25 protein-coding genes are annotated in these 23,133 nt (G+C 55.4%); 12 read left to right on the top strand and 13 right to left on the bottom strand.

The features are described from left to right. The first annotated feature begins 2 nt into the window (after nucleotides 1–2). The 6 genes from VIJ98_RS24345 to VIJ98_RS24320 all read left to right on the top strand — a co-directional run bounded on the left by VIJ98_RS24345 (nucleotide 3) and on the right by VIJ98_RS24320 (nucleotide 4,967). Complete coding sequence (locus VIJ98_RS24345; protein ID WP_008109228.1) at nucleotides 3–722, top strand: ABC transporter permease; 720 nt, start codon at nucleotides 3–5, stop codon at nucleotides 720–722. 9 nt (nucleotides 723–731) lie between these two features. Continuing rightward, a complete protein-coding gene (locus VIJ98_RS24340; protein WP_008109229.1) occupies nucleotides 732–1,418 on the top strand; it encodes an ABC transporter permease in 687 nt (228 codons plus the stop codon). Beyond that, nucleotides 1,415–2,191, top strand: a complete 777-nt coding sequence (locus VIJ98_RS24335; protein WP_061719023.1) for an ABC transporter ATP-binding protein — start codon at nucleotides 1,415–1,417, stop codon at nucleotides 2,189–2,191. The genes VIJ98_RS24340 and VIJ98_RS24335 overlap by 4 nt, the downstream gene beginning before the upstream one ends. A 295-nt stretch (nucleotides 2,192–2,486) precedes the next feature. Continuing rightward, nucleotides 2,487–3,794: an ATP-binding protein gene (locus tag VIJ98_RS24330; protein ID WP_323271779.1), complete on the top strand. Its 1,308-nt coding sequence runs from the start codon at nucleotides 2,487–2,489 to the stop codon at nucleotides 3,792–3,794. Between the two features lie 4 nt (nucleotides 3,795–3,798). Continuing rightward, nucleotides 3,799–4,410 (top strand): response regulator transcription factor, encoded by a 612-nt coding sequence (locus tag VIJ98_RS24325; protein WP_258145514.1) that lies wholly within the window; start codon nucleotides 3,799–3,801, stop codon nucleotides 4,408–4,410. A gap of 86 nt (nucleotides 4,411–4,496) precedes the next feature. Next, a complete protein-coding gene (locus VIJ98_RS24320; RefSeq protein ID WP_323271778.1) occupies nucleotides 4,497–4,967 on the top strand; it encodes a heme-binding protein in 471 nt (156 codons plus the stop codon). Between the two features lie 33 nt (nucleotides 4,968–5,000). On the opposite strand, the gene VIJ98_RS24315 is transcribed toward VIJ98_RS24320, so the two are convergent. The 3 genes from VIJ98_RS24315 to VIJ98_RS24305 all read right to left on the bottom strand — a co-directional run bounded on the left by VIJ98_RS24315 (nucleotide 5,001) and on the right by VIJ98_RS24305 (nucleotide 7,355). Continuing rightward, entirely contained in the window at nucleotides 5,001–5,756 is a 756-nt protein-coding gene (locus VIJ98_RS24315) for an ABC transporter permease (RefSeq protein ID WP_323271777.1), read from the bottom strand. After that, a complete protein-coding gene (locus VIJ98_RS24310) occupies nucleotides 5,756–6,679 on the bottom strand; it encodes an extracellular solute-binding protein (protein ID WP_323271776.1) in 924 nt (307 codons plus the stop codon). The genes VIJ98_RS24315 and VIJ98_RS24310 overlap by 1 nt, the downstream gene beginning before the upstream one ends. Before the next feature lie 115 nt (nucleotides 6,680–6,794). Next, on the bottom strand, nucleotides 6,795–7,355 hold the full coding sequence (locus VIJ98_RS24305) for a thioredoxin (protein WP_323271775.1): 561 nt from the start codon (nucleotides 7,353–7,355) through the stop codon (nucleotides 6,795–6,797). Nucleotides 7,356–7,635: 280 nt separating this feature from the next. On the opposite strand from VIJ98_RS24305, the gene VIJ98_RS24300 reads away from it, so the two are divergent. From VIJ98_RS24300 to VIJ98_RS24290, 3 genes are all read left to right on the top strand, one after another. Beyond that, nucleotides 7,636–7,905, top strand: a complete 270-nt coding sequence (locus VIJ98_RS24300; RefSeq protein WP_008107999.1) for a hypothetical protein — start codon at nucleotides 7,636–7,638, stop codon at nucleotides 7,903–7,905. A 122-nt stretch (nucleotides 7,906–8,027) separates the two neighbouring features. Continuing rightward, entirely contained in the window at nucleotides 8,028–9,044 is a 1,017-nt protein-coding gene (locus tag VIJ98_RS24295; protein WP_323271774.1) for an NAD(P)-dependent alcohol dehydrogenase, read from the top strand. A gap of 151 nt (nucleotides 9,045–9,195) precedes the next feature. Further along, the gene (locus tag VIJ98_RS24290) at nucleotides 9,196–10,212 is read left to right on the top strand and encodes an NAD(P)-dependent alcohol dehydrogenase (protein ID WP_154190823.1); all 1,017 of its coding nucleotides are present in this window, start codon (nucleotides 9,196–9,198) and stop codon (nucleotides 10,210–10,212) included. A gap of 48 nt (nucleotides 10,213–10,260) precedes the next feature. Here the strand turns inward: VIJ98_RS24290 and VIJ98_RS24285 are convergent, their stop codons facing one another. The 3 genes from VIJ98_RS24285 to glsB all read right to left on the bottom strand — a co-directional run bounded on the left by VIJ98_RS24285 (nucleotide 10,261) and on the right by glsB (nucleotide 13,750). Beyond that, entirely contained in the window at nucleotides 10,261–11,991 is a 1,731-nt protein-coding gene (locus VIJ98_RS24285; RefSeq protein ID WP_323271773.1) for a DUF2534 family protein, read from the bottom strand. Between the two features lie 72 nt (nucleotides 11,992–12,063). Next, complete coding sequence (locus VIJ98_RS24280) at nucleotides 12,064–12,480, bottom strand: DUF2946 domain-containing protein (protein WP_323271772.1); 417 nt, start codon at nucleotides 12,478–12,480, stop codon at nucleotides 12,064–12,066. 346 nt (nucleotides 12,481–12,826) lie between these two features. Then, nucleotides 12,827–13,750: a glutaminase B gene (gene glsB / locus VIJ98_RS24275; protein ID WP_323271771.1), complete on the bottom strand. Its 924-nt coding sequence runs from the start codon at nucleotides 13,748–13,750 to the stop codon at nucleotides 12,827–12,829. Nucleotides 13,751–13,895: 145 nt separating this feature from the next. Here glsB and VIJ98_RS24270 point away from each other — a divergent pair, with 145 nt between their 5' ends. Then, nucleotides 13,896–14,246: a cupin domain-containing protein gene (locus VIJ98_RS24270; protein ID WP_323271770.1), complete on the top strand. Its 351-nt coding sequence runs from the start codon at nucleotides 13,896–13,898 to the stop codon at nucleotides 14,244–14,246. Between the two features lie 82 nt (nucleotides 14,247–14,328). Then, nucleotides 14,329–14,793, top strand: coding sequence for a heme-degrading domain-containing protein (locus VIJ98_RS24265; protein WP_323271769.1), 465 nt, complete (start codon nucleotides 14,329–14,331; stop codon nucleotides 14,791–14,793). Between the two features lie 56 nt (nucleotides 14,794–14,849). Here VIJ98_RS24265 and VIJ98_RS24260 read toward each other — a convergent pair whose 3' ends face one another. The 7 genes from VIJ98_RS24260 to VIJ98_RS24230 all read right to left on the bottom strand — a co-directional run bounded on the left by VIJ98_RS24260 (nucleotide 14,850) and on the right by VIJ98_RS24230 (nucleotide 21,542). Further along, nucleotides 14,850–15,128: a helix-turn-helix transcriptional regulator gene (locus VIJ98_RS24260; protein ID WP_154156607.1), complete on the bottom strand. Its 279-nt coding sequence runs from the start codon at nucleotides 15,126–15,128 to the stop codon at nucleotides 14,850–14,852. Beyond that, nucleotides 15,118–15,438: a type II toxin-antitoxin system RelE/ParE family toxin gene (locus VIJ98_RS24255; RefSeq protein ID WP_323271768.1), complete on the bottom strand. Its 321-nt coding sequence runs from the start codon at nucleotides 15,436–15,438 to the stop codon at nucleotides 15,118–15,120. Before VIJ98_RS24255 ends, VIJ98_RS24260 begins: the two co-directional genes overlap by 11 nt. A 171-nt stretch (nucleotides 15,439–15,609) precedes the next feature. Then, nucleotides 15,610–16,923 (bottom strand): cytochrome c, encoded by a 1,314-nt coding sequence (locus VIJ98_RS24250; protein WP_323271767.1) that lies wholly within the window; start codon nucleotides 16,921–16,923, stop codon nucleotides 15,610–15,612. Nucleotides 16,924–16,925: 2 nt separating this feature from the next. After that, a complete protein-coding gene (locus VIJ98_RS24245) occupies nucleotides 16,926–18,695 on the bottom strand; it encodes a GMC family oxidoreductase (protein WP_323271766.1) in 1,770 nt (589 codons plus the stop codon). Between the two features lie 18 nt (nucleotides 18,696–18,713). Then, complete coding sequence (locus VIJ98_RS24240; RefSeq protein ID WP_323271765.1) at nucleotides 18,714–19,442, bottom strand: gluconate 2-dehydrogenase subunit 3 family protein; 729 nt, start codon at nucleotides 19,440–19,442, stop codon at nucleotides 18,714–18,716. Between the two features lie 244 nt (nucleotides 19,443–19,686). Next, nucleotides 19,687–20,511 carry a sugar phosphate isomerase/epimerase family protein gene (locus VIJ98_RS24235; RefSeq protein ID WP_323271764.1) on the bottom strand — a complete coding sequence of 275 codons (825 nt, stop codon included), beginning with the start codon at nucleotides 20,509–20,511 and terminating at the stop codon, nucleotides 19,687–19,689. Between the two features lie 17 nt (nucleotides 20,512–20,528). After that, nucleotides 20,529–21,542: a LacI family DNA-binding transcriptional regulator gene (locus tag VIJ98_RS24230; RefSeq protein ID WP_323271763.1), complete on the bottom strand. Its 1,014-nt coding sequence runs from the start codon at nucleotides 21,540–21,542 to the stop codon at nucleotides 20,529–20,531. 405 nt (nucleotides 21,543–21,947) lie between these two features. Between VIJ98_RS24230 and VIJ98_RS24225 the strand changes: the two genes are divergently transcribed. After that, nucleotides 21,948–23,126: a Gfo/Idh/MocA family oxidoreductase gene (locus VIJ98_RS24225; protein ID WP_323271762.1), complete on the top strand. Its 1,179-nt coding sequence runs from the start codon at nucleotides 21,948–21,950 to the stop codon at nucleotides 23,124–23,126. The last annotated feature ends 7 nt before the right edge of the window (nucleotides 23,127–23,133 follow it).

Genomic DNA, 23,133 nt, shown 5'->3' with positions numbered 1-23,133 from the left:
TTATGGCTATTGATTGGCAAATCTTAGGTTTTGGTGACGAAGGTTGGGGCGGCGTGTTGCTTAACGCCGCCACGGTGACCGTCACCGTTTCATTATGTGCATGGCTGCTGGGCGCAATTCTCGGTAGCCTGTTGTGCTGGATGCAGATTGGTGGCGGGCGCTGGCAGCAGCGCCTCGCCAACGGTTACATCACGCTGTTTCGTGGTGTGCCGGAGCTGCTGGTGATCTACCTGTTCTATTTTGGTGGACGTCAGGTGGTGTCGTTTGTCGGGGAAAGTCTTGGCCTGCAAGGACCGTTTGATGTGAACGGCTTTGTAGCGGGTGCGATTGCCATCGGCCTGATCTCCGGCGCCTATCAAAGTAGTGTGTTCCGCGGCGCGTTCTACGCGATCCCGAAAGGCACGCTGGAAGCCGCAACGGTCACCGGCATGGGCCGTTTGATGCTGTTCCGCCGCATGATTGTGCCGCAGGCGCTGAAAACCGCGCTGCCGGGCATGGGAAATCAGTGGCAATCGGTAATCAAAGAGTCGGCGCTGGTTTCGGTCACCGGCTTAGTGGAAACCATGAACCAGATCTCCACCGCCTCGAACTCGACGCAAATGCCGTTCTTCTTCTACAGCGTTGGCGCGGTGATCTACCTGATCATCACCACCTGTTCCGATTTTGTTTTCCGCTATGTGGAAAAAGTGGCCATGCGCGGGCAACAACGCGCGCGGTTGTAAGGAGCCACGATGGATGTCACTTTCCTGCAGCACACCTTAGCTGCGTTGCTGCGCGGCCTGCCGCTCACGCTCAATCTGGCGCTGTTATCGTTGTTGGGTGGCGGCGTGCTGGCACTGCTGCTCAATCTGCTGCGGCAGAATCGCTTCGGAAGCTACGTTACCCGTTTCTACGTCTGGGTGTTTCGCGGCACGCCACTACTGATTCAGATCTTCATGATCTATTACGGCCTCGGCAGCTTGCCAGCGGTGCGCGAAAGCGTGCTGTGGCCGCTGCTGCGCGATCCTTACTGGTGCGGTTTGATTGCGCTGGTGCTTAATGATGCGGCGTACACCTCGGAGATTCTGCGCGGTGGGCTTAACGCGGTGAGCGTGCAGTCGCTGGAAGCGGCCAAAGTAAGCGGCATGTCGCGCTTCACCACGCTACGTCGCATCACGCTGCCGCTGGCGGTGCGTCAGGCTTTGCCGGCATACAGCAATGAAATTATCTCGATGATTAAATCGACCTCGCTGGTCAGCACCATCAGCTTGATGGAGATGACCGGCATCGCTGATTCAATTGTCTCTGAGACTTTCCGCGCGCTGGAGGTGTTTATCAGCGCGGCGATTATCTATCTGCTACTGACCGTGCTGGTGAGTAAAGCGGTGGCGCTGCTGGAGCGCCGTTTGTCCCCTTATCACGTTGGAGCACGTCCATGAGTAAACCCACTATCGCCCTGAGTCATCTCAGAAAAAGTTATAGCGGACACGAAGTGCTGCACGATATCAGCCTGACGGCGCAGGATGGCGACGTAATTTCGCTAATCGGTGCCAGCGGCTCAGGCAAAAGTACCTTGTTGCGCTGCATTCCGTTCTTAGAAGTGCCGCAGGGCGGGGAGATTGCGGTGGGTGATGAAGTAGTCACTATCGATAATCCCGACGAGAAGCTCAGCCGCGAGCAGCAGCGCCGCATCAAGCTGATGCGCATGCAACTCGGTTTTGTCTTCCAGAGCTTCAATCTGTGGCCGCATAAAACTGTACTGCAGAACATCATCGAAGCGCCGATTCATGTGCAGAAGCGCAGCAGTAAAGAGGCGATTGAAGAGGCGGAAGCGCTGCTGCAAAAAGTGGGACTGTACGAGAAGCGTAACGCGTGGCCATCGCAGCTTTCGGGTGGTCAGCAACAGCGCGTGGCGATTGCCCGTGCGCTGGCGCAGCAGCCGAAGGCGATTCTGTTTGATGAGCCGACTTCAGCGCTTGATCCCGAGCTGGTGGGCGAAGTGCTGCGCGTGATTCGCAGCCTGGCAGAAGAGGGGCGCACCATGATCATCGTCACGCATGAAATGGGCTTCGCGCGTGATGTCTCGAACAAGGCGGTGTTTCTGCATCAGGGCAAAATCGAAGAAGCCGGTTCGCCACAGCAAGTGTTCAGCGATCCCATCTCCGCGCGCTGTCGCGCATTTGTGAGTAGTCACTTACAGCGCAATAGTTAACAACAATTCCCTTTCCCTGGGCACCAGTTATGTGAGTGAGCTGGTGCATTTCTCCTGCGCCTTATGTTTTCCCTTTATTTCCTCGTAATCAAAACCATTGCTGTTGCAGCGGGTGGTCCGAATAGCAGCGACCGCGCGCCAGGCAGACTTCTGAAAACACGCGCCGACCGGGAAAAGTCGTTGAATCCCAATACGGCGCGGGTTACAACGTTTGACTTTAGTCAGGCCTCCTTTGCTGGAGTACTTCTTTACTGCATAACCACGGAATTCTATGCCGCACACTTACCGACCATGGATGAAAAGGTATTGGCTGGTCTGGCTACTGTTAACGCTGATCACCTTGATAGCGTTATTTGCCGATCAAATTTTGCAGCAGCAGCGTGTTGGCGAGGCGCAATTTAATCAGCAATTTAACCGCCTCGCTACCTTTCAGACGCAGAATGAAACGCTATTGCCGCTGCTGAATGGCGATGAGGACCTCGCTGCTTTGCAGAGCAAATTCCCGCAGCTTGTCCTGCTGGAACACACCGTAAATCGTCCGTTAACCGCGCCACGTTTTGAAGAAGTGAGCGGTGGACGCTATTGGCTCTACAACCCTTACCGCCAGATTCGCATGCTGATCGATTTGCACTTTGCCCTGCAAACCTCGGATGTGGCGCTGGCGCTGGCTTTTCATATCCACGCGCCGGCCGCCATTCAAACGGTGAACTATTCGGACTCGGCACGTTGGCAATGGCAGCGACCGTTCATCAATCACTATCAGCCGTTCTTGCTGAAAGGCAGCGCCAATCCCGACTGGCGAGCGCTGCATATGCTGCCATTTACGCTGGCGCTGCTGTTGTGGCTGGTGATTGGCGGCTTGGGCTGGTGGCTGCTGCGTCACTGGCGTCAGCATGTGGAGATGCGCCTGCGCGCGGACTATTTCCAGCGTACGCGGCGTGAAGCGCTTGGCGAGTTCACCGCCGGCATCATTCATGAAATCAATCAGCCGCTGACCGCCATTAACACTTGGTTGCATAGCAGTCAGTTACTGTTGAAGCAGGGTAAACACGAAAATCTGCCACAGGCGCTTAATGCGATGAGCTTGCAAACCGAGCGCCTTGCCGCGTTGCTGCAACGTTTTCGCGACATTGTGAGCGAACGTCCGGTGGCGATGACCGCCGTGAATCCGGAAGCCGTCTGGCGGCGCGTGACGGTTCTGCTGCAACAGGAACTGGATGATGGTGAGGTCGCGCTGCGTCAGCAGTTCCAGCACGGTCAGGCAAAAGTGCTGAGCGATCCACAGTGGCTGGAACAGGTGTTCCATAACCTGTTGCAAAACGCCATTCACATGCAGCAAGGACGCCCTGATGCGTGGGTGAAGATTGCATCGGAGCATATTCCACACGGCATCAAAATCATCATCAGCGATAACGGTCCCGGTTTCTCTGCGGAAGGATTAGCGCAGGCTTGCATGCCGTTTTACAGCTCGCGCGCCAACAGCATGGGGTTAGGCATGACGCTGGTCGAGAGCTTGATGTTACGCATGAACGGCCAGCTGCGGCTGGCAAATCGCGCTGAAGGCGGCGCGGAGATTACCTTAATTTTCCAACTGGCGGAGTAACGGAATGGTCGCAAAGGTTTGGTTAGTGGATGATGATTTATCCGTGCGTGAATCGCTCGGTTTTCTGCTTAAAACGCTGGAATATGACGTGGCCGATTTTGCCGATTTGGCCGCATTTGAAGCGGCCACGCAAGCACAGGAACCGCTGCGCGGCTGTTTGCTACTGGATGTGCGCATGCCAGGTATTAGCGGCCTAAGCTGGCTGGCGGAGCAGGGCGATCGCCATCCGCTGCTGCCGGTGATCATCATGACTGGTCACGGCACTATTGATGCCTGTCGTCGCGCATTTCGTCAGGGCGCGTTTGAGTTCTATACCAAGCCGCTGGATATAGAACCGCTGCTGGAAACCATTCATCTGGCATTCAATGAAAGTGAACAACGTGCCGAGCGCTGGCAGTCGCAGCAGGGTTTGCAGGCACGGTTTGCACTGTTATCGGCGCGTGAAACTGAAGTGATGCAGCTGATGATTGCCGGGCAAACCAGCAAAGAGATAGCGCGTGATTTATCGCTGTCACCACGCACCGTAGAAGCGCATCGTGCGGCAGTGTTTGCCAAACTGGAACTCAATAATCTCGCACAATTGATTCACGCCTGGCAGCAATTGAACCAGGTATAACTACCTGGATGAACGGGTAATCGCCCGAATATTTCTTTTCTCTGCCGCGCTTTAAAGTGTCACTCACTATTAAACAGGAGTGACACATGAACATCCGCCTTTCTCTGATTGCCGCTGCGGCGGCCTTTGTTTCCTTCGGCAGCCACGCGGCATTAACCGAATCCAACCTTTCACTGGCTGACGCACAGAAGCTGGCAAGCGCCGCGATTCAGTCGTGCGCGGCGAAAAACTACAACGTGGCGGTAACCGTGGTTGATCGTGCCGGTGTGGTAAAAGCGGTGCAGCGCATGGATAACGCCGGTCCGCACACCGTGGAAGCCAGCCAGATGAAAGCGTACACCGCGCTCAGCACCAAAAACCCAAGCGGTAAAGTGATGGAAGCGGCGCAGAATAATGCTGGTGCGCAGAATATGCGTGATATTCCTGGCTTCCTACTGTTGGCGGGTGGTATGCCGGTGAAAAGCGGCGATCAGGTAATTGGCGCAATCGGCATCGGCGGCGCGCCAGGCGGCAATCTGGATGAAGCCTGCGCGATGGATGCGCTGAAAGCGTTATAACAAAGTGTAGGGTCGCCATTCATGGCGACCTGGTTACATGCGGCGCGACAGCGCAAAACAGATCAGCGGCATCGGCAAGGTAAACAGCAGCAGCAACCACAGCAGCACATACACCGCGTCGATGCCGTTATTTTGCAGGTTGTTATACAGCTGAACCGGCATGCCCTGCGGGAAATAGGCGAAGATCATCACGATGCCAAATTCCCCCATAGCACGCGCCCACGCCAGTGCGCTGGCGGTTGCCAGTCCAGGCGCAGCTAGCGGGATCGATAAACGCCAGAAACGTTGCCACGGTGACGCACCCAACGTACGGCCCGCTTCCAGAATCGTCTTTGGCACACCGGCAAACGCCGAACGTGCGGTGGTGACGAAGTAGGGCATCGCGCCGTACCATTGCGCCAGAATAAACGCGGCCGGATTATTCACCAGCGTCCAGCCAAACTTCCCCAACAGTTCGCCCGGCAAGCTATACGGCCCGTAAGCGCTCACCAACAAAATCCCCATCGCCAGCGGCGGCGTCAGCAGCGGAATCATCACCAGCAGTTCGACGATTAACCGCATCCGACCGCGCGCCTGCGACAGCCACCATGCCAGCGGCAATCCACTGACAAAAATCAGCAACAGCGCGATCACACCCAAACCGAGCGACGTAGCGATAGCATTGCCATCGCCCCACGCCAGTTGCAGATGCTGCCAGTTGGTGACGCCAATCAGCGTGAGAAAAGGCACCGCCAGCAACAGCAGTGCTGGCAGTGACAGCCACAGCGCGGTGGCGTGACGGGTTTTCATTATGGGTAGATCGAACCGCCTTTCGGCGCGGCATAGCCATTCTGTTTAAACAGCGCCTGACCCGGCTGACTCAGCATGAAATCGACAAAGGCTTTGCCGGCTGCAGCGCCGTGCGGCGCATTTTTCAACACGGCGGCGTAGTAAACCAGCGGCTGCGTGTGCAGCACTTTGTCTTTGCCCGCGCTGTCTTTCACACTGAAACTCACCTTGTCGTACCACTGCTTCGCCATCGCCGGATTGCTCAGATTAATCTCGTCGGGCAGTGCCACATACGGCAGATGCGCGGAGATCACTTCGCTCTCGTAACCGGCGGCGGCATCAACCTGGCCGCTTTCCAGCCGCGTCAGCAGGCCGCCTTCCAGATGGGTTTGTGCCGGATTTTGATAGCCGCCCATAATTTTATCGGCGATGCCCGGCTGCTGGTAATACTTCTCGGCCAGCAGCAGGGTAAAGATGATGTTCTGACCTTTTGGATCGTTGATCGGATCGGTACGACCAAACTTAATGCCCGGCGTTGCCAGCACCTTCAGCCAGCTGGCGTCGCTGCCTTTGGCCTGCGCGAACTGCTGCGCGTATTTTCCTTTCGGGCTATACGCCACCACCATGCTGGTGCTCGCCACCGGGATCGCATCATCAATCAATCCAGCATCTTTCAGGATCTGCATCGGCCCCGGCGTGATGGAAACAAACACATCGGCGGTGATTTTTTTGCTCGCCAGCAAACGTGCCATGCCATAGGCGCCCTGGCCCTGACCTTCGTACTTGCCGTTATTTTGCTTAGCAAAGGCTGGACCTAATGATTGGTCCATCACTTTGCCCATGGAACCGGCGTAGGTCACGCGGATATCGGTATCAGCTTGTGCATGCAGAGTAAAGCCCGCGCCGGCAGTGAGCAGCAGCGCGGTGAGGTGAGTAAATCGCATTCCCTTTCTCGCTATATAATTAGGTAGATAGCGATTATCGGATTTGAGGCAAGCAGTGCAAGCGAAAATCTATTGCGAAATCATACCAAAGGCCCGCCACAACGGGCCGACGCGCTTAGGCAAGAATGCGTTTGGCCCAGGATTCAATCTCGTCGCCGCTGCCGATATCCAGCTGCACCAAACCGTTGGTAATAAAGGTTGGTGAAACGTGGATGCCATTTTGCCGTGAATATTTGCTGTGCCATTTAATCTCATTCTGCAGTTCGGCACGCAGGAACGGTTCGCGCGCGTTAACGCCGCTGTACTGCTCCAGTCGATCGAGAATCTGATTCGGCGTGGCATCCATATTCGGGCCGTGGCTGTGATCGGTAAACTCAAACTCTTCACGATGATCGGCCACCGCTTGCAGCACCTTTTTAGCTGCTGTTTTGCCTTCAGGCAAGGTAGAGGCGGCAAGGATGTAGCGCACAATCACGCCGGAATACATATGCCATGGCTGTGATTGCAAACGGATTTTTAACGTCATCTTCTCTTCACCCACTAATTGCAGCAGCGCGTCGAGCTTGTTGAATGCGCGAACGGAGAACGGGCAGGTCGGTTCCAGAAATACTTCAAACACTTTCGGGCCGTGGCCCCAAACCAGCGGATCGGCGTGTAATGCGGTGGATTGGCTCATGGTAATTCCCTGTTGCAGCGATAAAAGTTGCCTTACTTTGGCAAAGCGCTGCGTGGACAGCCAGTGCGGGCTTGTGCTTTTTTGTTACAAAGCCATTCGATTGCTGCAAATGTGGCGAAAGAAAAATCGTTTTATAGATCCGCGAGCTACAAGAAACTCGGCTCGCAGCAGCTTTGCACAGAAAATAAGCGGCTATAGTTAATCCTGTTTCAATCTTCTTACTTGTAGCATTTTTAGTTCATTTGCCTGGAGCCAAACGTTAAGAGCATCGAGGTTCAATGTGTTTGCCAATCTCTCCTGGAAAATCATTCATCAGGTTCTCAACGAAACCATTGCTGAGTTAATGGACGAACATCAAACGCTGGACGTTCCCACTCTGCGCGAGCGGCTGTTGGAGATGGCGGAGAGCGAATCCGATGAATTAATGGTGTTGTGTTACTGGCAAGCGAGCAGAGTGCTAACGCGCTTGCCGCCGACGGTAACTGCCAGCCAACTGATTGAAGAGGCGCGCGTCGCCTATCGCACGCCGATTAATCACGATCCGCTTTAACCCTTGATGCTTTTCAGCGGTTTAAACGCGTTAAAGCGGCTAAGTGACGGATTTATGGTCAAGAGCGGGAAACACGCTCTGCTAGACTTGCCCTGTCAAAAACCTGGATACAGAGGACAGTAATGAAAATCAAAAGTTATGCCGCCTTGAACGCGGGTGAAGCGCTGGTGCCTCACGAGTACGAAGCTGGTGAACTGGCTGCTGAAGAGGTGCAGGTTGAGGTCGATTACTGCGGTGTTTGTCACTCAGATTTGTCGATGATTGATAACGAGTGGGGCATCTCCTCGTTCCCGGTGATTGCCGGCCACGAAGTGATTGGTCGCATCAGCGCCTTAGGCGACGCGGCGCAAAATAAAGGCTTGAAAGTGGGCCAGCGCGTGGGCATCGGCTGGACAGCGAAAAGCTGCCAGCACTGTAACGCCTGTATCAATGGCGAGCACGTCAACTGTGAAAACGGTTCAGTGCCAACCATCATGAACAAAGGCGGTTTTGCCAGCCATCTGCGCGCCGACTGGCAATGGGTGATCCCGCTGCCGGAAGCGATGGATTACACTTCGGCGGGTCCGCTGCTGTGTGGCGGCATCACCGTGTTTAAACCGCTGTTGATGCATCATGTCACCGCAACCAGCCGCGTTGGCGTGATCGGCATTGGCGGCCTGGGCCACATGGCGATTAAATTGCTGCGAGCGATGGGTGCGGAAGTGACGGCATTCAGCTCCAACGCCAGCAAAACCGAGTCGATCAAAGCGATGGGCGCGGACCGCGTGGTTAACAGCCGCGACCCGCAGGCGCTGAACGCGCTGGCTGGGCAGTTTGATTTGATCATCAGCACGGTGGCGGTGGATCTCGACTGGGCACCGTACTTCCAGGCGCTTGCGCCGCACGGTAAATTCCACACCGTCGGCGCAGTGATGAAGCCGTTTGAAGTGCCAGCATTCAGCCTGATTATGGGCGATCGCGCGGTGACCGGTTCCTCTACCGGTTCGCCAAGCCAGCTGCGTTCACTGATGAAACTGGCATCGCGTGCGGATATCGCGCCGCAGGTGGAAGAGTTCCCAATGTCCAAAATCAACGAAGCGCTGGACCATGTGCGCGCCGGTAAAGCCAATTACCGCGTGGTATTGAAAGCAGATTTTTAATACGTTGTTCGGTGCGCAATAATGCGCACCGATTTACCTATCGCACCTCCCTCCCAAACAGCATTCACTATCTTAATCCCCTGATTGTTCGGCATATAATGACGCATCGCTTTGATAAACTGCTGTCAGCCAATCCAAATCGAGGACAGCAATGAAAATTTCCAGCTATGCCGCTCTGCAAGCGGGTGAGGCGCTGGTGCCTTACGAATATGATGCCGGTCCGCTGGCCGCCGAAGATGTGCAGGTCGCGGTGGATTATTGCGGCGTCTGCCATTCCGATTTGTCGATGATCGATAACGAATGGGGCGGCTCGCGCTATCCGCTGATTGCGGGTCACGAAGTGATTGGCCGCGTGGTGGCTTTGGGTGATGCGGCGCAAAACAAAGGGCTGCACATCGGCCAGCGCGTGGGCATTGGCTGGACGGCGAAAAGCTGCCAGCACTGCGATGCCTGTATCGAAGGCGATCAGGTGAATTGTGAAAACGGTAAAACTTCCACCATCAATAATCACGGCGGCTTTGCCAGCCACCTGCGCGCTAACTGGCAATGGGTGATTCCACTGCCGGACGCGCTGGATATCGCCACCGCCGGGCCGTTGCTGTGCGGCGGCATTACCGTGTTCAAACCGCTGCTGATGCACAACATCTCCGCCACCAGCCGCGTCGGCGTGATCGGCATTGGTGGTTTAGGCCATATGGCGATCAAACTGCTGCGGGCGATGGGCGCGCACGTTACGGCGTTCAGTTCTTCAGCCGCGAAAACCGATTCGATTAAAGCGATGGGTGCCGATCGGGTGGTAAACAGCCGCGATCCGCAGGCGCTGAGCGCGCTGGCCGGGCAGTTTGATTTGATCATCAGCACCGTGGCGGTGGATCTGGACTGGAAGCCTTACTATCAGGCGCTGGCGCGCCGTGGCGCGTTCCACACGGTTGGCGCGGTGATGAAGCCGTTTGAAGTGCCGGCGTTTAGTTTGATTGTTGGTGACCGCGCGTTAACCGGATCGTCAACCGGTTCACCGGGCCAATTGCGGGCGTTGCTGAAGCTGGCGTCGCGTACTGATATTGCGCCGCAAGTGGAAGCGTTCCCGATGTCGCAGGTGAATGAAGCGTTGGAACATCTGCGCGCCGGGAAAGCGAACTATCGCGTGGTGTTGAAGGCGGATTTTTAACAGGGTGCGGTTGGTAATAAGGTCGCCATGAATGGCGACCCTACGAAATCAGCCTCGGTCATCCTTTTCGCCGAGGAAGAAATACCACAGCGGAATTGACGTCAACGCGGTAAACACCGTGGTGTACAACGCAATCATAAAGCCTTGCGTGATGTACATGGTCAGCGACCAGTGGCTGAACGGAATGCCATATTGATCGATGACGCCGCCGATAATTGCATTGCTCATCACCGTGCCGACAATCAGCGCCAGAATAAACAAACCGCGCAGGAAGTAGCGCATCTCTTTACGCTTCACGGCAAATCGCGCGCGAATGATGCCCAGCGGAGATTGCTGTGAGGCCAGCAGCGCGGCTTCATCGAGCGGGGCGCGTTGCTGTTTACGCCAGCGCAGGATGTCCAGCAGCAGGAACGCCAGCAAACTCGCGCCCATCACCGGCAGCGCATAACCCAGCGCCAGCGCCAACATTAACCAGGCGCCTTTGGCGTAATGCGGCAACGCCATCCAGGTTTCGGTCAGGGTTTGCGCCGGATTCGCTTCCACATCTTTTGGCCGGCGAATCCACCACATGCGATAACCGAGCACAATCATGCTGCACAAACCGAGGCCAAAGAACGCCAGCAGCAGTTGATTGGGCAACCCAAACAGCACGCCCATATGCGCATCCACACCCCAGCGCGTCAGCTTCGCTACCAGCGGGAAACTGGCGAAATAGACATGATCGACCACGCTAAAGTCCTGCGGATTTACCGACACCGCATCCACGTGCGTTGGCCAGCTGCGATCGATTTCCGTCACCGCCCACGCTTTTTCGGCGCTTTTTGGCTGACGCAATTCGAGCTTCGCCGCGCTCAGTCCATCTTGACGCGCCGCATGTAGCACGCGATCCCAGTCGGCATCGGCGGCGTTATTACGCACCGGTTTGGCGGGTGCCGCCGCTGGTTTGGTCATGGATGACATCGGCATACTCATGCCCGACATATCCGCCCTATGCTCGGCGTGTGGATCGGCCGGTGCAGCAGGTGCATCGCTGTTGAGCGAGGTATTCACCTGTGGCGTCAGCCAGTTCAGTTCAGTGCGCATGCGATCGATATTGCCGCCCGCCCACTGCGACCACGTCAGGCCGGTCACCGAGAAGAACACCAAACCGATTGCCAGCGTCAGTCCCAGCGTGACGTGCCAGTGGCGGCTGAAGGCGAAGCCACTGCGCGGCTGTTTCAGCTTACGTTTCGGACGGGTTCCCAGCCACAGCACCACGCCGCCCAGCGCCGCCACCCACAGCCAGGACGCCGCCAGTTCGCTGTAGTTGCGACCGAAATCGCCGAGCAGCAGGCTGCTGTGCAGCAAGTCGATGGTGGTGCGTAACGGCAGCACGCCGCTGGTGCCGTAGACCGGCATATCGCCTTTCACTTTCAGGCTATAAGGATCGATAAATACCGCGCGCGAAAGCGATGCACCGAGCGTGGAATCGCTGAACTGCACGCGCGTGGTATCCGTTGCGCCCGGCGCAGGGCGCACCGCGTAGATGTGCTGATTCTCTCCCGCATAGGCGCGGGCCGCGCTGATTTGTGCGGACAGCGGCTGCGCGTTGCCGAGTGGTTCAGCAGTTAGCGCATCGGCATAAATCAGGTTTTCCAGCTGGGGCGTTAACACATAAAGGGTGCCGCTGAGTGCCGCAACGAAGATGAACGGGGCGACAAACAGACCAATATAAAAATGTAAGCGACGTAGCAAATTAAGCACCGCGCCGCGCGGTGCTGCAGAGTGAGCAGCAGACAAAGCCGTCTTCCTTCCAAAAAGAAATTGTCTTAGCACATCGCTCAAGCTGAGCGTGCGCTGCAATAAATGAGGTCAGCAGGAAAGCGGTGCAGGCGGGGCGCGCGGACGATGAATGCTGCTAAAGCGACGCACAATCGGCGCAACCACGCGGGGCAGCGGCGGGGCGCGCGAGATCACCATGATCAACCAGATGAACGGAATAAACACCCACATCAAAAGCGGGACATGCACCAGCAGATCACAATAGCCGCAGGCAAACTCGCCGTCGTCCATCATGTGATGGCTCATGCCGGGCATCGGCATATCCGCCATCATCATTTCATGATGGCTCATTGAGCTATCCATCATGCTGTGCTGCGGCATCGCCCGCAGCTGGCTTTGACGCTCCATCAACGTTTTCGACACAATCGGCGCGACGAACAGCAGCAGCACCGCCACAATGGCGACGCAGGCAGTCAAACGCTGGCGGAAGTGATGTGTAAACGTCATGGTTGCTAGTGGATGATTCCGTAAATGAGGCGGAAGTGTAACGCGAATGCCGATGGTGGGTTAAAAAAACTAAGATTATTTAAGGAAAAATTCGCACCTTTTGAAAATAATCACTTAAAGAGATGCGGCTGTTAACGTTAATGCAACCTGTTAAAAACAGAGTCGAAACATTGGGGCCAGATGTGGGAGTGAATGGGCGCGCTTATTATGTGATGCACGTTAACGTGGGTCGGTCGCCATGAATGGCAACCCTACAAAAAACCGTAGGGTGCGCATTCATGCGCACCTGGATACTAAGTGCGCGTTCAATCCCGCCGCTACGGCTTGTGCGGTAATTGAAGACGCCTCAAAAAATCGATCTTCCCAGCCGCTCCGTCAGTTTCTCCAGCAGCGCGGTACCTGCTAAGGAGTTACCTGAATGATCCAGCGCGGGCGACCAGACTGCGATACTCATGTCGCCGGGGATTACCGCGACAATGCCACCGCCGACGCCCGACTTCGCTGGCATACCCACGCGCCAGGCGAATTCTCCGGCACCATCGTACATGCCGCTGGTCATCATTAACGCGTTCACCTGACGTGCCTGGCGCGGCGAGATCACCGCTGATTCATCATCCTGTGTGTGGCCCTGATTGGCGAGATAGAGGAAGGTGCGCGCCAGTTCTTCACAGCTCATCGCTAACGAGCAGTAGTGAAAATAGGTTTCCATCACTTTGCTGACATCGTTATGAAAGTTGCCAAAGGATTTCATCAGCCAGGCAATGGCGGCATTGCGTGCCGAATGTTCGTATTCAGAGCGCGCGACGACGCGGTCGTAGTTGATGTCATTTTGCTGCGCCAGACGACGCACAATTTCCAGCATGCGCTGACGCGGTGCTGTCAGGCGGCTTTCCAGCAGATCGCACATCACCAGCGCACCGGCATTGATAAACGGATTGCGCGGTTTTCCTTGTTCCAGCTCCAACTGCACCAGCGAATTAAACGCCTGGCCGGACGGCTCTTTGCCGACGCGTTGCCAGATTTCGCCATCCTCATACAAGGTCAGCGCCACGCTGAGCGACAGCACTTTGGAGATCGACTGAATAGAGAAGCGTGTCGCGGCATCGCCCGCCTGAAAACAGCGTCCGTCAGGCGTGCAAATGGCGATGCCGAGCTGGTCGGCATCCACGTCGGCCAGCGCCGGAATATAATCCGCCACTTTTCCCTGTTGGGTGAGCGGGCGAACTTCGCTGACAATCTCTTCTAGCAATGCATTACTGAGTTCCGACACCTTCACGCTCCATGTAGCCATTCGTGGCCAGGATGATGGTGATTTGCGTGCAGCGCGTCAATCGGCGGCGCGAAATTCTGTGAGCCTTCTGGGTGAAGCCTGCGTTACAGTGCGCTCTGATTTCATCAAATGTCGAGCCCGCGCGATGATAACCAACCTGTTTCGCGATTTTCCCGCAGCCGCACAGAACGGCAGCGCAGAGACGTTCGAAGCGCTGCTAACGCAGCCCAATCTGCTTATCGAACGCATCGTTTCCACCGGGCAAGCCAGTACGCCGGATTTCTGGTACTGCCAGACGCAAGGTGAATGGGTGATGGTTTTACAAGGATCCGCAGGATTGCAGCTGGAAGGGGAAGCGCAGGAGCGTCACTTGCAGGTTGGCGATTTTGTGAACATTCCCGCAGGCTGCCGCCATCGCGTCAACTGGACGGACAGCAGCGGCCCAACGGTGTGGCTCGCGGTGCATTATGGCGCGATTCCGGTTAGCGAAATCTGAACTGAGAAGCTCATCACATGCGAAAAATATCTTCCATGTTATAAAATATGGAAAATTTATTTCAAATTGAGAGGATTCTATCATGTCATCGCTGCCGTCCCTTGAAATCCTGTTGCAGCAGGAAGCTGAGCATCGTTTACCGCAGTTTGATTTCGATTTAGCGTGGCAAATTGGCCAAAGCATTCAGCAGCGTGCCCGTGAAGACAATGCGCCTGTGGCTATCGAAGTCTATGCGTTTGGACAGGTGCTGTTTCTGGCTGCGTTGCCAGGATCCGCCCCAGAAAACCTGGAATGGATGCGTCGCAAGCGCAATACCGTACTGTTGACCGGTCATTCATCTATGTATGTGGGACTTTTTAACGAGCAGAAGGGCGAGCGGATGGCGCAGCAGGGTTACACTCGCCAGGAAGATTACACCGATCACGGTGGCTCCTTCCCGCTGCTTACTGCTCAGGGCGCGATTATCGGCGCAGTCACCATCAGCGGTTTACCTTCCGAAGACGATCATGCGTTAGCGCTGTGGGGGATTGCCCAACTGCTGCGCTAAGTTTGGTCGAATAAAGAACGCCGGAAATTGAAAAATGGCTTCCGGCGTATTAACTCTCAAAATAACAGCGTTGCTGAGCCAATGCCGCACGCTCTGGCGTACCGCGCGATGGTATCCAGACTGGCAGAGGTAATGTTTTTTTCCATGCGCGAAACGGTTGGCGGTTTTACTCCCATTCGCTCAGCTACCTGAGCGCTGGTTAAACCCGCATTTTGACGCCACTCTTTGAGTAGCGATTGCATCCGCGATTTACGCTCCTCAGCTTCCCATGCTGCACGATATTCGGGATCTTGCAGCATCTCTTCATGAATTTGATTGTGAGTTTTATATTTCATTCTGCATCTCCTCCAGCCTTCGCAGGGCTTTTTCTATTTCAGATGGTGGCATTTTTTGACTCTTCTTAATGAAAATACGCAGCATGTAAATTTTCTGTCCTCGCTGATACACCCAAAGTCCGCGTGAGATATCGCTACCAGACGTTCTAATCTCATACAGCCCATTTCCCAATGGTTTTGTATGAGGTTCACGGAGACTACAAGGATCGGTTTGCAGTCGATTGACGAGTTTTACAAACTTCACGCGAATGATTGGCGGTAATGACCTAAGTTCATCCTCAGCTGCTTCATGGTAGATAACCTCGAACACTGGCAGGGCCTCCGTGCGATAATTCTAACGATGATTCGTTATTAGCTCAACAGCTAACATTAGCCTTTGAGCTAATGGTTCATGCTTAATCGAACGGAAGTTTAAAAGTATTCAAAAAACAAAAACGCCCGATGCGATCAACACATCAGGCGTTTTAATGCACAACAAACGCTATTTCATTGCCGGGACTTTAAGCTTATCGCCTGCGCCGGTGGCTTTACGCAGATCGGCGACCTGGCTGGCCTTAACTTCTGCAGCCTGATTTCCCCACGAATTCCTCACGTAGTTCAGCACATCCGCCATCTCCTGATCGTTAAGCTTCCAGGAGAATGCCGGCATGCCTGCGGATGTGGGGCGACCTTCGGTGTGCGGTGCGCGGGCACCGTCCAGCAGTGCGTGAATCATGTTGGTGGGATCGTTCTGCATTGCGCCATTGCTGGCAAAGGCGGGTACCATGCCGGTGATACCTTCACCCGACAACCCGTGACACGCCGAACAATCCACCTCATAGCGCAGTGCCGCCTGATCGTGACGCGTTTTATCCATCACAAACCCGGCGGATTTCGGCGTGGAAGAGGCCGGTAAGCTGCGCAGATAAGTGGCGATAGAGTGCAAATCGCCATCGTTGAAGTACTGCGTGGAGTGCTCAACCGCCTCCGCCATTGGGCCCGCCGCCACGCTTTCGCCGTTAGAGCCGGTTTTCAGGTAGTTAGCGATTTGTGCATCGCTCCACTTGCCAATGCCAGCGTGAGGATTTGGCGTGATATCCGGCGCGTACCAGCTGCCCAGATTGCCGCCTTGCAGGTACTGGCTGCTGATTTCGCCGCCCAATGCGTTGCGCGCGGTGTGACAAACGCTACAGTGCGCCGGACCATCAACGATGTATTTGCCGCGATTCCACTCGTCATTCTGCGCAGTTTGTGGCTTGAACGCGTTGTTATCGAAGAACAACAGGTTCCAGCCCGCCATCGCCAGACGAATGTTATACGGGAAATTCATGCCCGCATTCTCATCGATGGCATTGTGCACCGGTTTTTGCGCCGAGAAGTAGGCCCAAAGATCGTGCATATCGTCATCGCTCATTTGGGTGTAAGCGGTGTACGGCATCGCTGGATAAAGGAAGCCGTGTTCACCGCGTCCCTGACGCACCGCGTTGAAGAAATCGCGCTCGGTCATATTACCGATCCCAGTTTCACGATCCGGTGAAATGTTCGAGGTCTGCAGCGCGCCAAAGGGCGTATCGATTTTGTAGCCGCCGGAGAAGTCCGCATTGTGGCAGGCGGCGCAGTCGGCAAGGCGCATCACGTACTCACCGCGTTTGATGGCGGCATCGTCGTTGCTGTGGAAATCGGCCAGCTGCACCTTGTTGTCGGCAACGTTGGAGCGCGCGCTGTCTAACACCACCCACAAACGGCCCGATGCCGCGATGCCCGCAATTACCGCCAGCGCGGCGAGCGTGTAAGTAATTTTCTTTGCTTTCGCCATGATTACGCCCCCACCAGCGGTGCCGGATTATTGATGTACTTCTGGTGGATCGCCTGCGCGGCGCGCACCGCCAGTGCACCAATGGTGATGGTGGGGTTATAACCGCCGTTGTTCGGGAAGGCGGATGCGCCGACCACAAACAGGTTGTGCGCATCCCAGCTTTGCAGGTACGGATTAAGCGCCGAAGTGCTGGGATCGGCACCCATCACCGCGCCACCAATGGTGTGCGAGCTATGCTGCTGGTAGGGATTCCAGCTCTTCTCCGCCTGGTTATCCACCACGATATGCTGGCCGCCGGTCTCTTTCATGATGTTGATGGCGCGATCGGTGACGTACTTCGCCATGCGCACATCGTTCTGGTTCCAGTCGAACGTGGTGCGGATCAGCGGCTGGCCGTGACGGTCTTTGTAGTTGGGATCGAGATCGAGATAGGCTTCGCGCATCGGCATCGACGTGCCCTGGCAAAAGATGGTGCCGGCGGTTTGGTAATCGCGCTTGTAGCCCGCTTTCCACTCGCTGCCCCAGCGTTTGGTGCCCGGACGCAGGCCGTTCATGTTCTGAATCGGACGGCCGTTGGTGGAGAAGCCCATAATGCCCGCGCCGCCGATGAAATCGAGATCGCTGTGGTCGAAGTTATCGCCGTTGAAGTCATCAATCTGCACCGCCAATGCGCCGCCGCCGATGAACGGGTTCATGTATTCGTTATCGAAAAAGCCGGTGACGCTGGAGCAGGTTTGGTAGTTGTAGTTACGGCCAATGGTGCCGCGACCGGTCAGCGGATTGTATTGCTCGCCCACGCCGGAGAGCAGCATCAGGCGCACGTTATCCATCTGATAAGCGGTGATGCAGACGATATCCGCCGGTTGGAAGCCTTCCACGCCATCCTGGGTGATGAATTTCACGCCTTTCACCGTTTTACCATCGTCATGCTTCACGGCGTGCAGCACTTCGGTTTCGGTCAGCAGCGTGAAGTTTGGACGGCGCATCAGCACCGGCAGAATGCAGGCTTGCGGCGATGATTTGGAGAAGTTGCCGCAGCCGTGGAAGTCGCAGAAGCCGCAATACGTACACGGACCCATGCTGACGCCGAGTGGATTCACATAGGCTTGCGACAGGTTACCGGCAGGCACCGTGAACGGGTGATAACCCATATTCTCGGTGGTTTTGCGGTACTTGCTCATCCAATGCGTATCTTTCAGCGGCGGAGTAGGATAGTCGCGCGAACGCGGGCCTTCAAAGATATTGCCGCCTGCTTGCGGCTGGCCGTTGAGATTGCCCGCGATGCCGGAAGTGCCCGCAATACGCTCGAAGCGATCGTAGAACGGTGCCATTTCGTCGTAGGTCACGCCCCAATCCTGCAGTTGCAAACCCTGCATCTTCTTCGCGCCGTAGCGTTCACGGGTTTGCTTCGCCACCTCAAAATCCCACGGCGTAAAGCGCCATGACATGCCCGCCCAGTGCGTGCCGGCACCGCCCACGTTCCAGCCAAACTGAAACGCCGACCAGTTACGCACCGGTGCCGCCAGCTGATCGCTGTGGTTGCGAAAAGTGGTGGTTTCCACGCTCATCGGTTGCAGGATTTTGCGACGTGTATGGAAACGCAGTTCATCGGCATCAATGGCGACCGGAAAATCGGTCGAGGTATCGCGCCAGGCACCGCGTTCGATGGCGACCACGTTAAGTCCCGCGCGGGTTAACTCTTCCGCCATCACCGAACCGGCCCAACCTAAGCCGACGATGACCACGTCAGCTTTATTTCTAACTAATGACATTGACTCAGCTCCGGCTATTTAATCGTTAGGAATCAGACTGACGGGAATAAGCGCCAGATTTTCGTTGCGGCGTTCGATATAAGGGCGATAGTCATAACGTGCGCCAGGAAAACCGATCATTTTCCAGCCCACCATATTTTTATTTCCGCCATAAATCGGATCCGCTAAATAGCTTTCGCGCGCGTTTTGTAGCATTAATTCAAACAGCGCCTGGCTATTCACGTCTTTTCCTAAATCGATCTTGCCGTCTTCCATTGCCGTCAGGAATATATCGATCTGTTCAGCTGATAAGGTATGCAATGAAGCCTGATGCTGTTGCTGCGCCCACTTTTCCAGCGCGCTTAAGCCGGTTAAATAGCGCGCTTTCGGTGGCGTGAGAAATTGCGGGCTGCCCATCAACGCCGCTTCATTTTCCGGATGCAGCGGCGCCTGCAAATAGAGCGCCGCGCCGGAGCCATAATCTCCGGCTAACTGGTTATCGAGGAACTCGATTGCGCCTGCTTCACTGGCGGATGGGCCAAGATCATCGGCGGGAATTAGACGATCAAAAATGGCGGCCAGATTCTGGCGATCCAGCGGATTAGTGAGCACCTGATAACCGTCTTGCCATGCCGGTTGCGGCAGGTGATCGGGGCTGAGTTTAGTTTCCAGCGGGACATTGTGCAGCTCTTTCGCCCGCAGTTGCGGCGCGACGGCGAGGGATGCCACAATTCCACTGATCGAAAAGAGCGCTTCTCTTCGGTTCATACTTCTTATCCCTTAATCTTCAAGAAATGAATATTGACAGAGCACGACGTTTTAAATTTCAGACGCAATGACATCGCGCTAAATAGCGCGCAGGCGCTAGCGACGAATCTGCGTTCGTTATTATTTTTTCAGAGGTAGGTTATTATACGGTCGCCATAAATGGCGACCCTACGGAATATGTTGTAGGGTCGCCATTTATGGTGACCGTATTCGCGGGAAACCCGTTTATCGGGCGCCCTTTATGTTAATAAATATATTTATTCATATCTTCATAGCAGTGACGGGAAATATCCCACAGATCGTCTTCCCAGTTTTGCGGACTTAACAGCTCCGGCGACCAAACGCCGTCGTAGCCGGTGGCTTTCACCGCAGCCACCCAGGCGGCAATATCGACATCGCCTTCGCCCGGCGCATAGTCGCGTTGTACCCACTCATCCCAGGCTTCGCCCGGTTTAGCTGCGCGACCATCGCAGAAATGCACGCCGTAAATCAGATCTTTATCCATGCGCGCCACTTCGGCAGGCGTGGTGCCGCCGCCAGCATGCAGGTGCCAGAAATCCACCACCACGCCGAGGTTGTCTTTGCCGCTCTGTTTAATCAGGTCAAGCGCGTGTTGCAGCGAATTGAACGCGGTGAAGGCGACGACTTCAATCTGGAATTTGATGCCGTGCGGTGCGCCGATATCGGCGATGGCGGAGATATTCTCCAGCAGGATGGCATCACGCTCGGCAGCGGAAAGGTGATCGAGTTCGGTCAGCGCCATGATTTGCACTACCGGGCAACGCAATTCTACCGCGGCCTGGCAGATTTTTTCCGCTTCGCGCAGCAGTTCAGCTCGCGCTTGCGGTTCATGGCGACCAATGCGTTTCAGCGCATTGATGCAGGTAATATCGACGCTGTATTTCGCCATCAGATCGCGGTAGGCAGCATAGCTGCCACCGTTTTCCAGATAGCGATACAGATGTTCTGGCAGGATTTCCAGCCCACTAAAGCCTGTCTCATGGGCGATGCGTAACTGAGTGACGGCATTGCTGTACCAAACAGACACGCCATGCAACGACAACTTCATCTCTCCTCCTTGTTACCTCACGGCTTCAGGTGAGAGCGTCGAATACGCAATTCTCCCTGAGACCAAACGCCACCCGGAGTGGCACGTTCATCAATCAGCCGGTTCAGGGCTTCAGTGACGATCAAATCAATACGCTGGCTGAAGGTGGTGAGCTGCCAGCCGGGCAAGCTGGCTTCGTCGATGTCATCGAAACCCACCACCGCCATAAATTTGTTGCCTGCACCTTCGCGTAGTGCCGCCAGCGCGCCGAGCGCCAGCACATCGTTTTCGCAAAACAGCGCTTCAACCCGCTGATCGGGCGCTTGTGCGTTGAGATAATCGGTCAACACGTCGTAACTGCGTTCGCGGGCGTATTCACCGGCGGTGAGCAGGACTTCAAGCGCTAAGCCAGCTTCGTTGAGCGCAAGTTGCAAACCCTCTAAACGCAGCGTGTGATGGCTGCTGGTGGCCGGTCCCATCATGTAACCGATGCGCGTATATCCTTGCGCCAGCAGCAGTTCACCCAGCTGTTTACCCGCCTGCAATCCGTCGACATTGACCACTTCAATGCCGGGTTCGTCGTTGTTACGACAAACCTGCACCAGCGGAATGTGGTGCATTTCACGCGCCACGGCGATCAGTTCATCACTCAGCACCGTACCGAGAAACAGCATGCCATCGACCTGCAGCTGATCGGCCAGCGACAGCACCGCACGGTAGTTTTCACCGCTACCAATATTCAGCAGCAGCGCCATGTAGCCGCGCTGCTGCAGCTGGCGGGTGACAGTGTCGAGCATCAGCATCGAGTGCGGATTTTTTAGCTCGTCGATCACCACGCCAATAATCTGAGTCTTTTTCTGCGACAGGCTGCGCGCCAGCAGATTAGGGCGATAACATAACTCGGTGGCAATGGCGATGACGCGTTCGCGCGCTTTCTCGGAAATGGACGCGCCGGGCGTAAAGGCACGCGACACCGTCCATTTCGAGACGCCAGCCAGTCTTGCCACATCGCTGGCGGTGGCCTTGTGGGATTTTGCGGTTGGTTTACTCATAGCACCTGCATAGGGGAAAAAGCGGAGACCCCCAGCATTGAACGTGAAACCCAACGGAAAATAAACACCTAAGCGCACGCATTTGGCGTAAAGCGCGACAATTAACCCTGTTTTTATGATGTTGCGATTATGTTTGATCTTTGCACCCGATTGCAACGTTTTTTGCAATCGGGTGCATTTCATTAACTTTTTGTGATCGCTTTCGCTGATTTGCACTTTGCCAGATTGACTAAAAAGTCGTCTTCGCCGACATTTTGCTCACCACAAAGCAAGAAACATCATTAAAGGCTCACCTGGGTGGCTCATTTTGCACCCGGTAGCAAAGAGTAAAATATCAGAAAAACAATACCCAACATCTTACCTCAACCCATTTTGCACTCGGGTGCAAAATAAACAGGAGTTGTTATGCTCATCGGTGAAAAGAGTATTCCACGCCCACTGCGCTGGGCGATGATCGGCGGCGGTCGCCTCAGCCAGGTTGGTTATAAACATCGTTGCGGTGCGCTGCGTGATAACACGGCGTATCAGATGGTTGCCAGCGCCTTTGATATCGATGCCGAACGCGGCCGCGATTTTGGCGTCAACTTAGGACTCGATGCGGATCGCTGCTACGCCACTTATCAGCAGCTGCTGGCCGAAGAGGCGAAGCGTGAGGATGGCGTTGAAGTGGTATCTATCGCCACACCAAACGGCACCCATTTCGAGATCACTAAAGCGGCGCTGAATGCCGGTATTCACGTGATTTGTGAAAAGCCGCTGTTCTTCACCACCGCCGAAGCGCTGGAAATCAAAGACCTCGCGGCGGCAAAAGGGCTGATTGTCGGGGTAACTTACGGTTTCTCTGGCCATCCGCTGCTGATGCAGATGCGGGCGATGATCGCCAATGGCGAAATTGGTGATGTGCGCATGGTGGAGCTGCAATACACCCACGGCTTCAGCGCCAATGACAGCGCCGACAAATTCAGCGAAGCGCAAAAATGGCGCGTCGATCCTAAGATTGCCGGTCCGTCGTTTGTACTCGGCGATATCTCTACGCACACCTTCTACATCTCACAGCTGGTGCTGCCAGAGCTGAAAGTGAAATCACTGCTGTGCGATCGCCAGAGCTTTATTCCGTCGCGTGCGCCTCTGGAAGATAACGCCATGGTGCTGATGCATTACGACAACGGCGCGGTAGGGCGCATGTGGGCCTCATCGATCAATGCCGGTTCGATGGACAGCCAAAGCATTCGCGTGATTGGTTCACGCGCTAGTCTGGAGTGGAGCGACTACAACCCTGGCGAGCTGAAATATGAAGTGCAGGGACAGCCGAATCAGATCATGCATCACGGCATGCCGTACCTGCATGAAAGCGCTCTGGCGGATGAACGTTTGGGCGCGCTGCATACTGAAGGTCTGGCGGAATCCTGGGCCAACATCTATCTGAAATTTGCCATTGCCATTCACGCCACTCAACAGGGCGACCAAAAAACCCTCGATAACCTGATTTATCCCGATATTAACGCTGGGATTGAAGGTGTGCGCTGGATCGAAAACTGCGTGCGTTCTGCGGACAACGGCGCGAGCTGGGTTAATTACGAATAAGGAATGC

Origin of the sequence: Pantoea sp. S18, assembly GCF_045689705.1 — a bacterium.
Classification (GTDB): domain Bacteria; phylum Pseudomonadota; class Gammaproteobacteria; order Enterobacterales; family Enterobacteriaceae; genus Pantoea; species Pantoea symbiotica.
The sequence above is the reverse complement of the archived record's forward strand: the minus strand, read 5'-3'. Positions and strand labels throughout refer to the sequence as shown.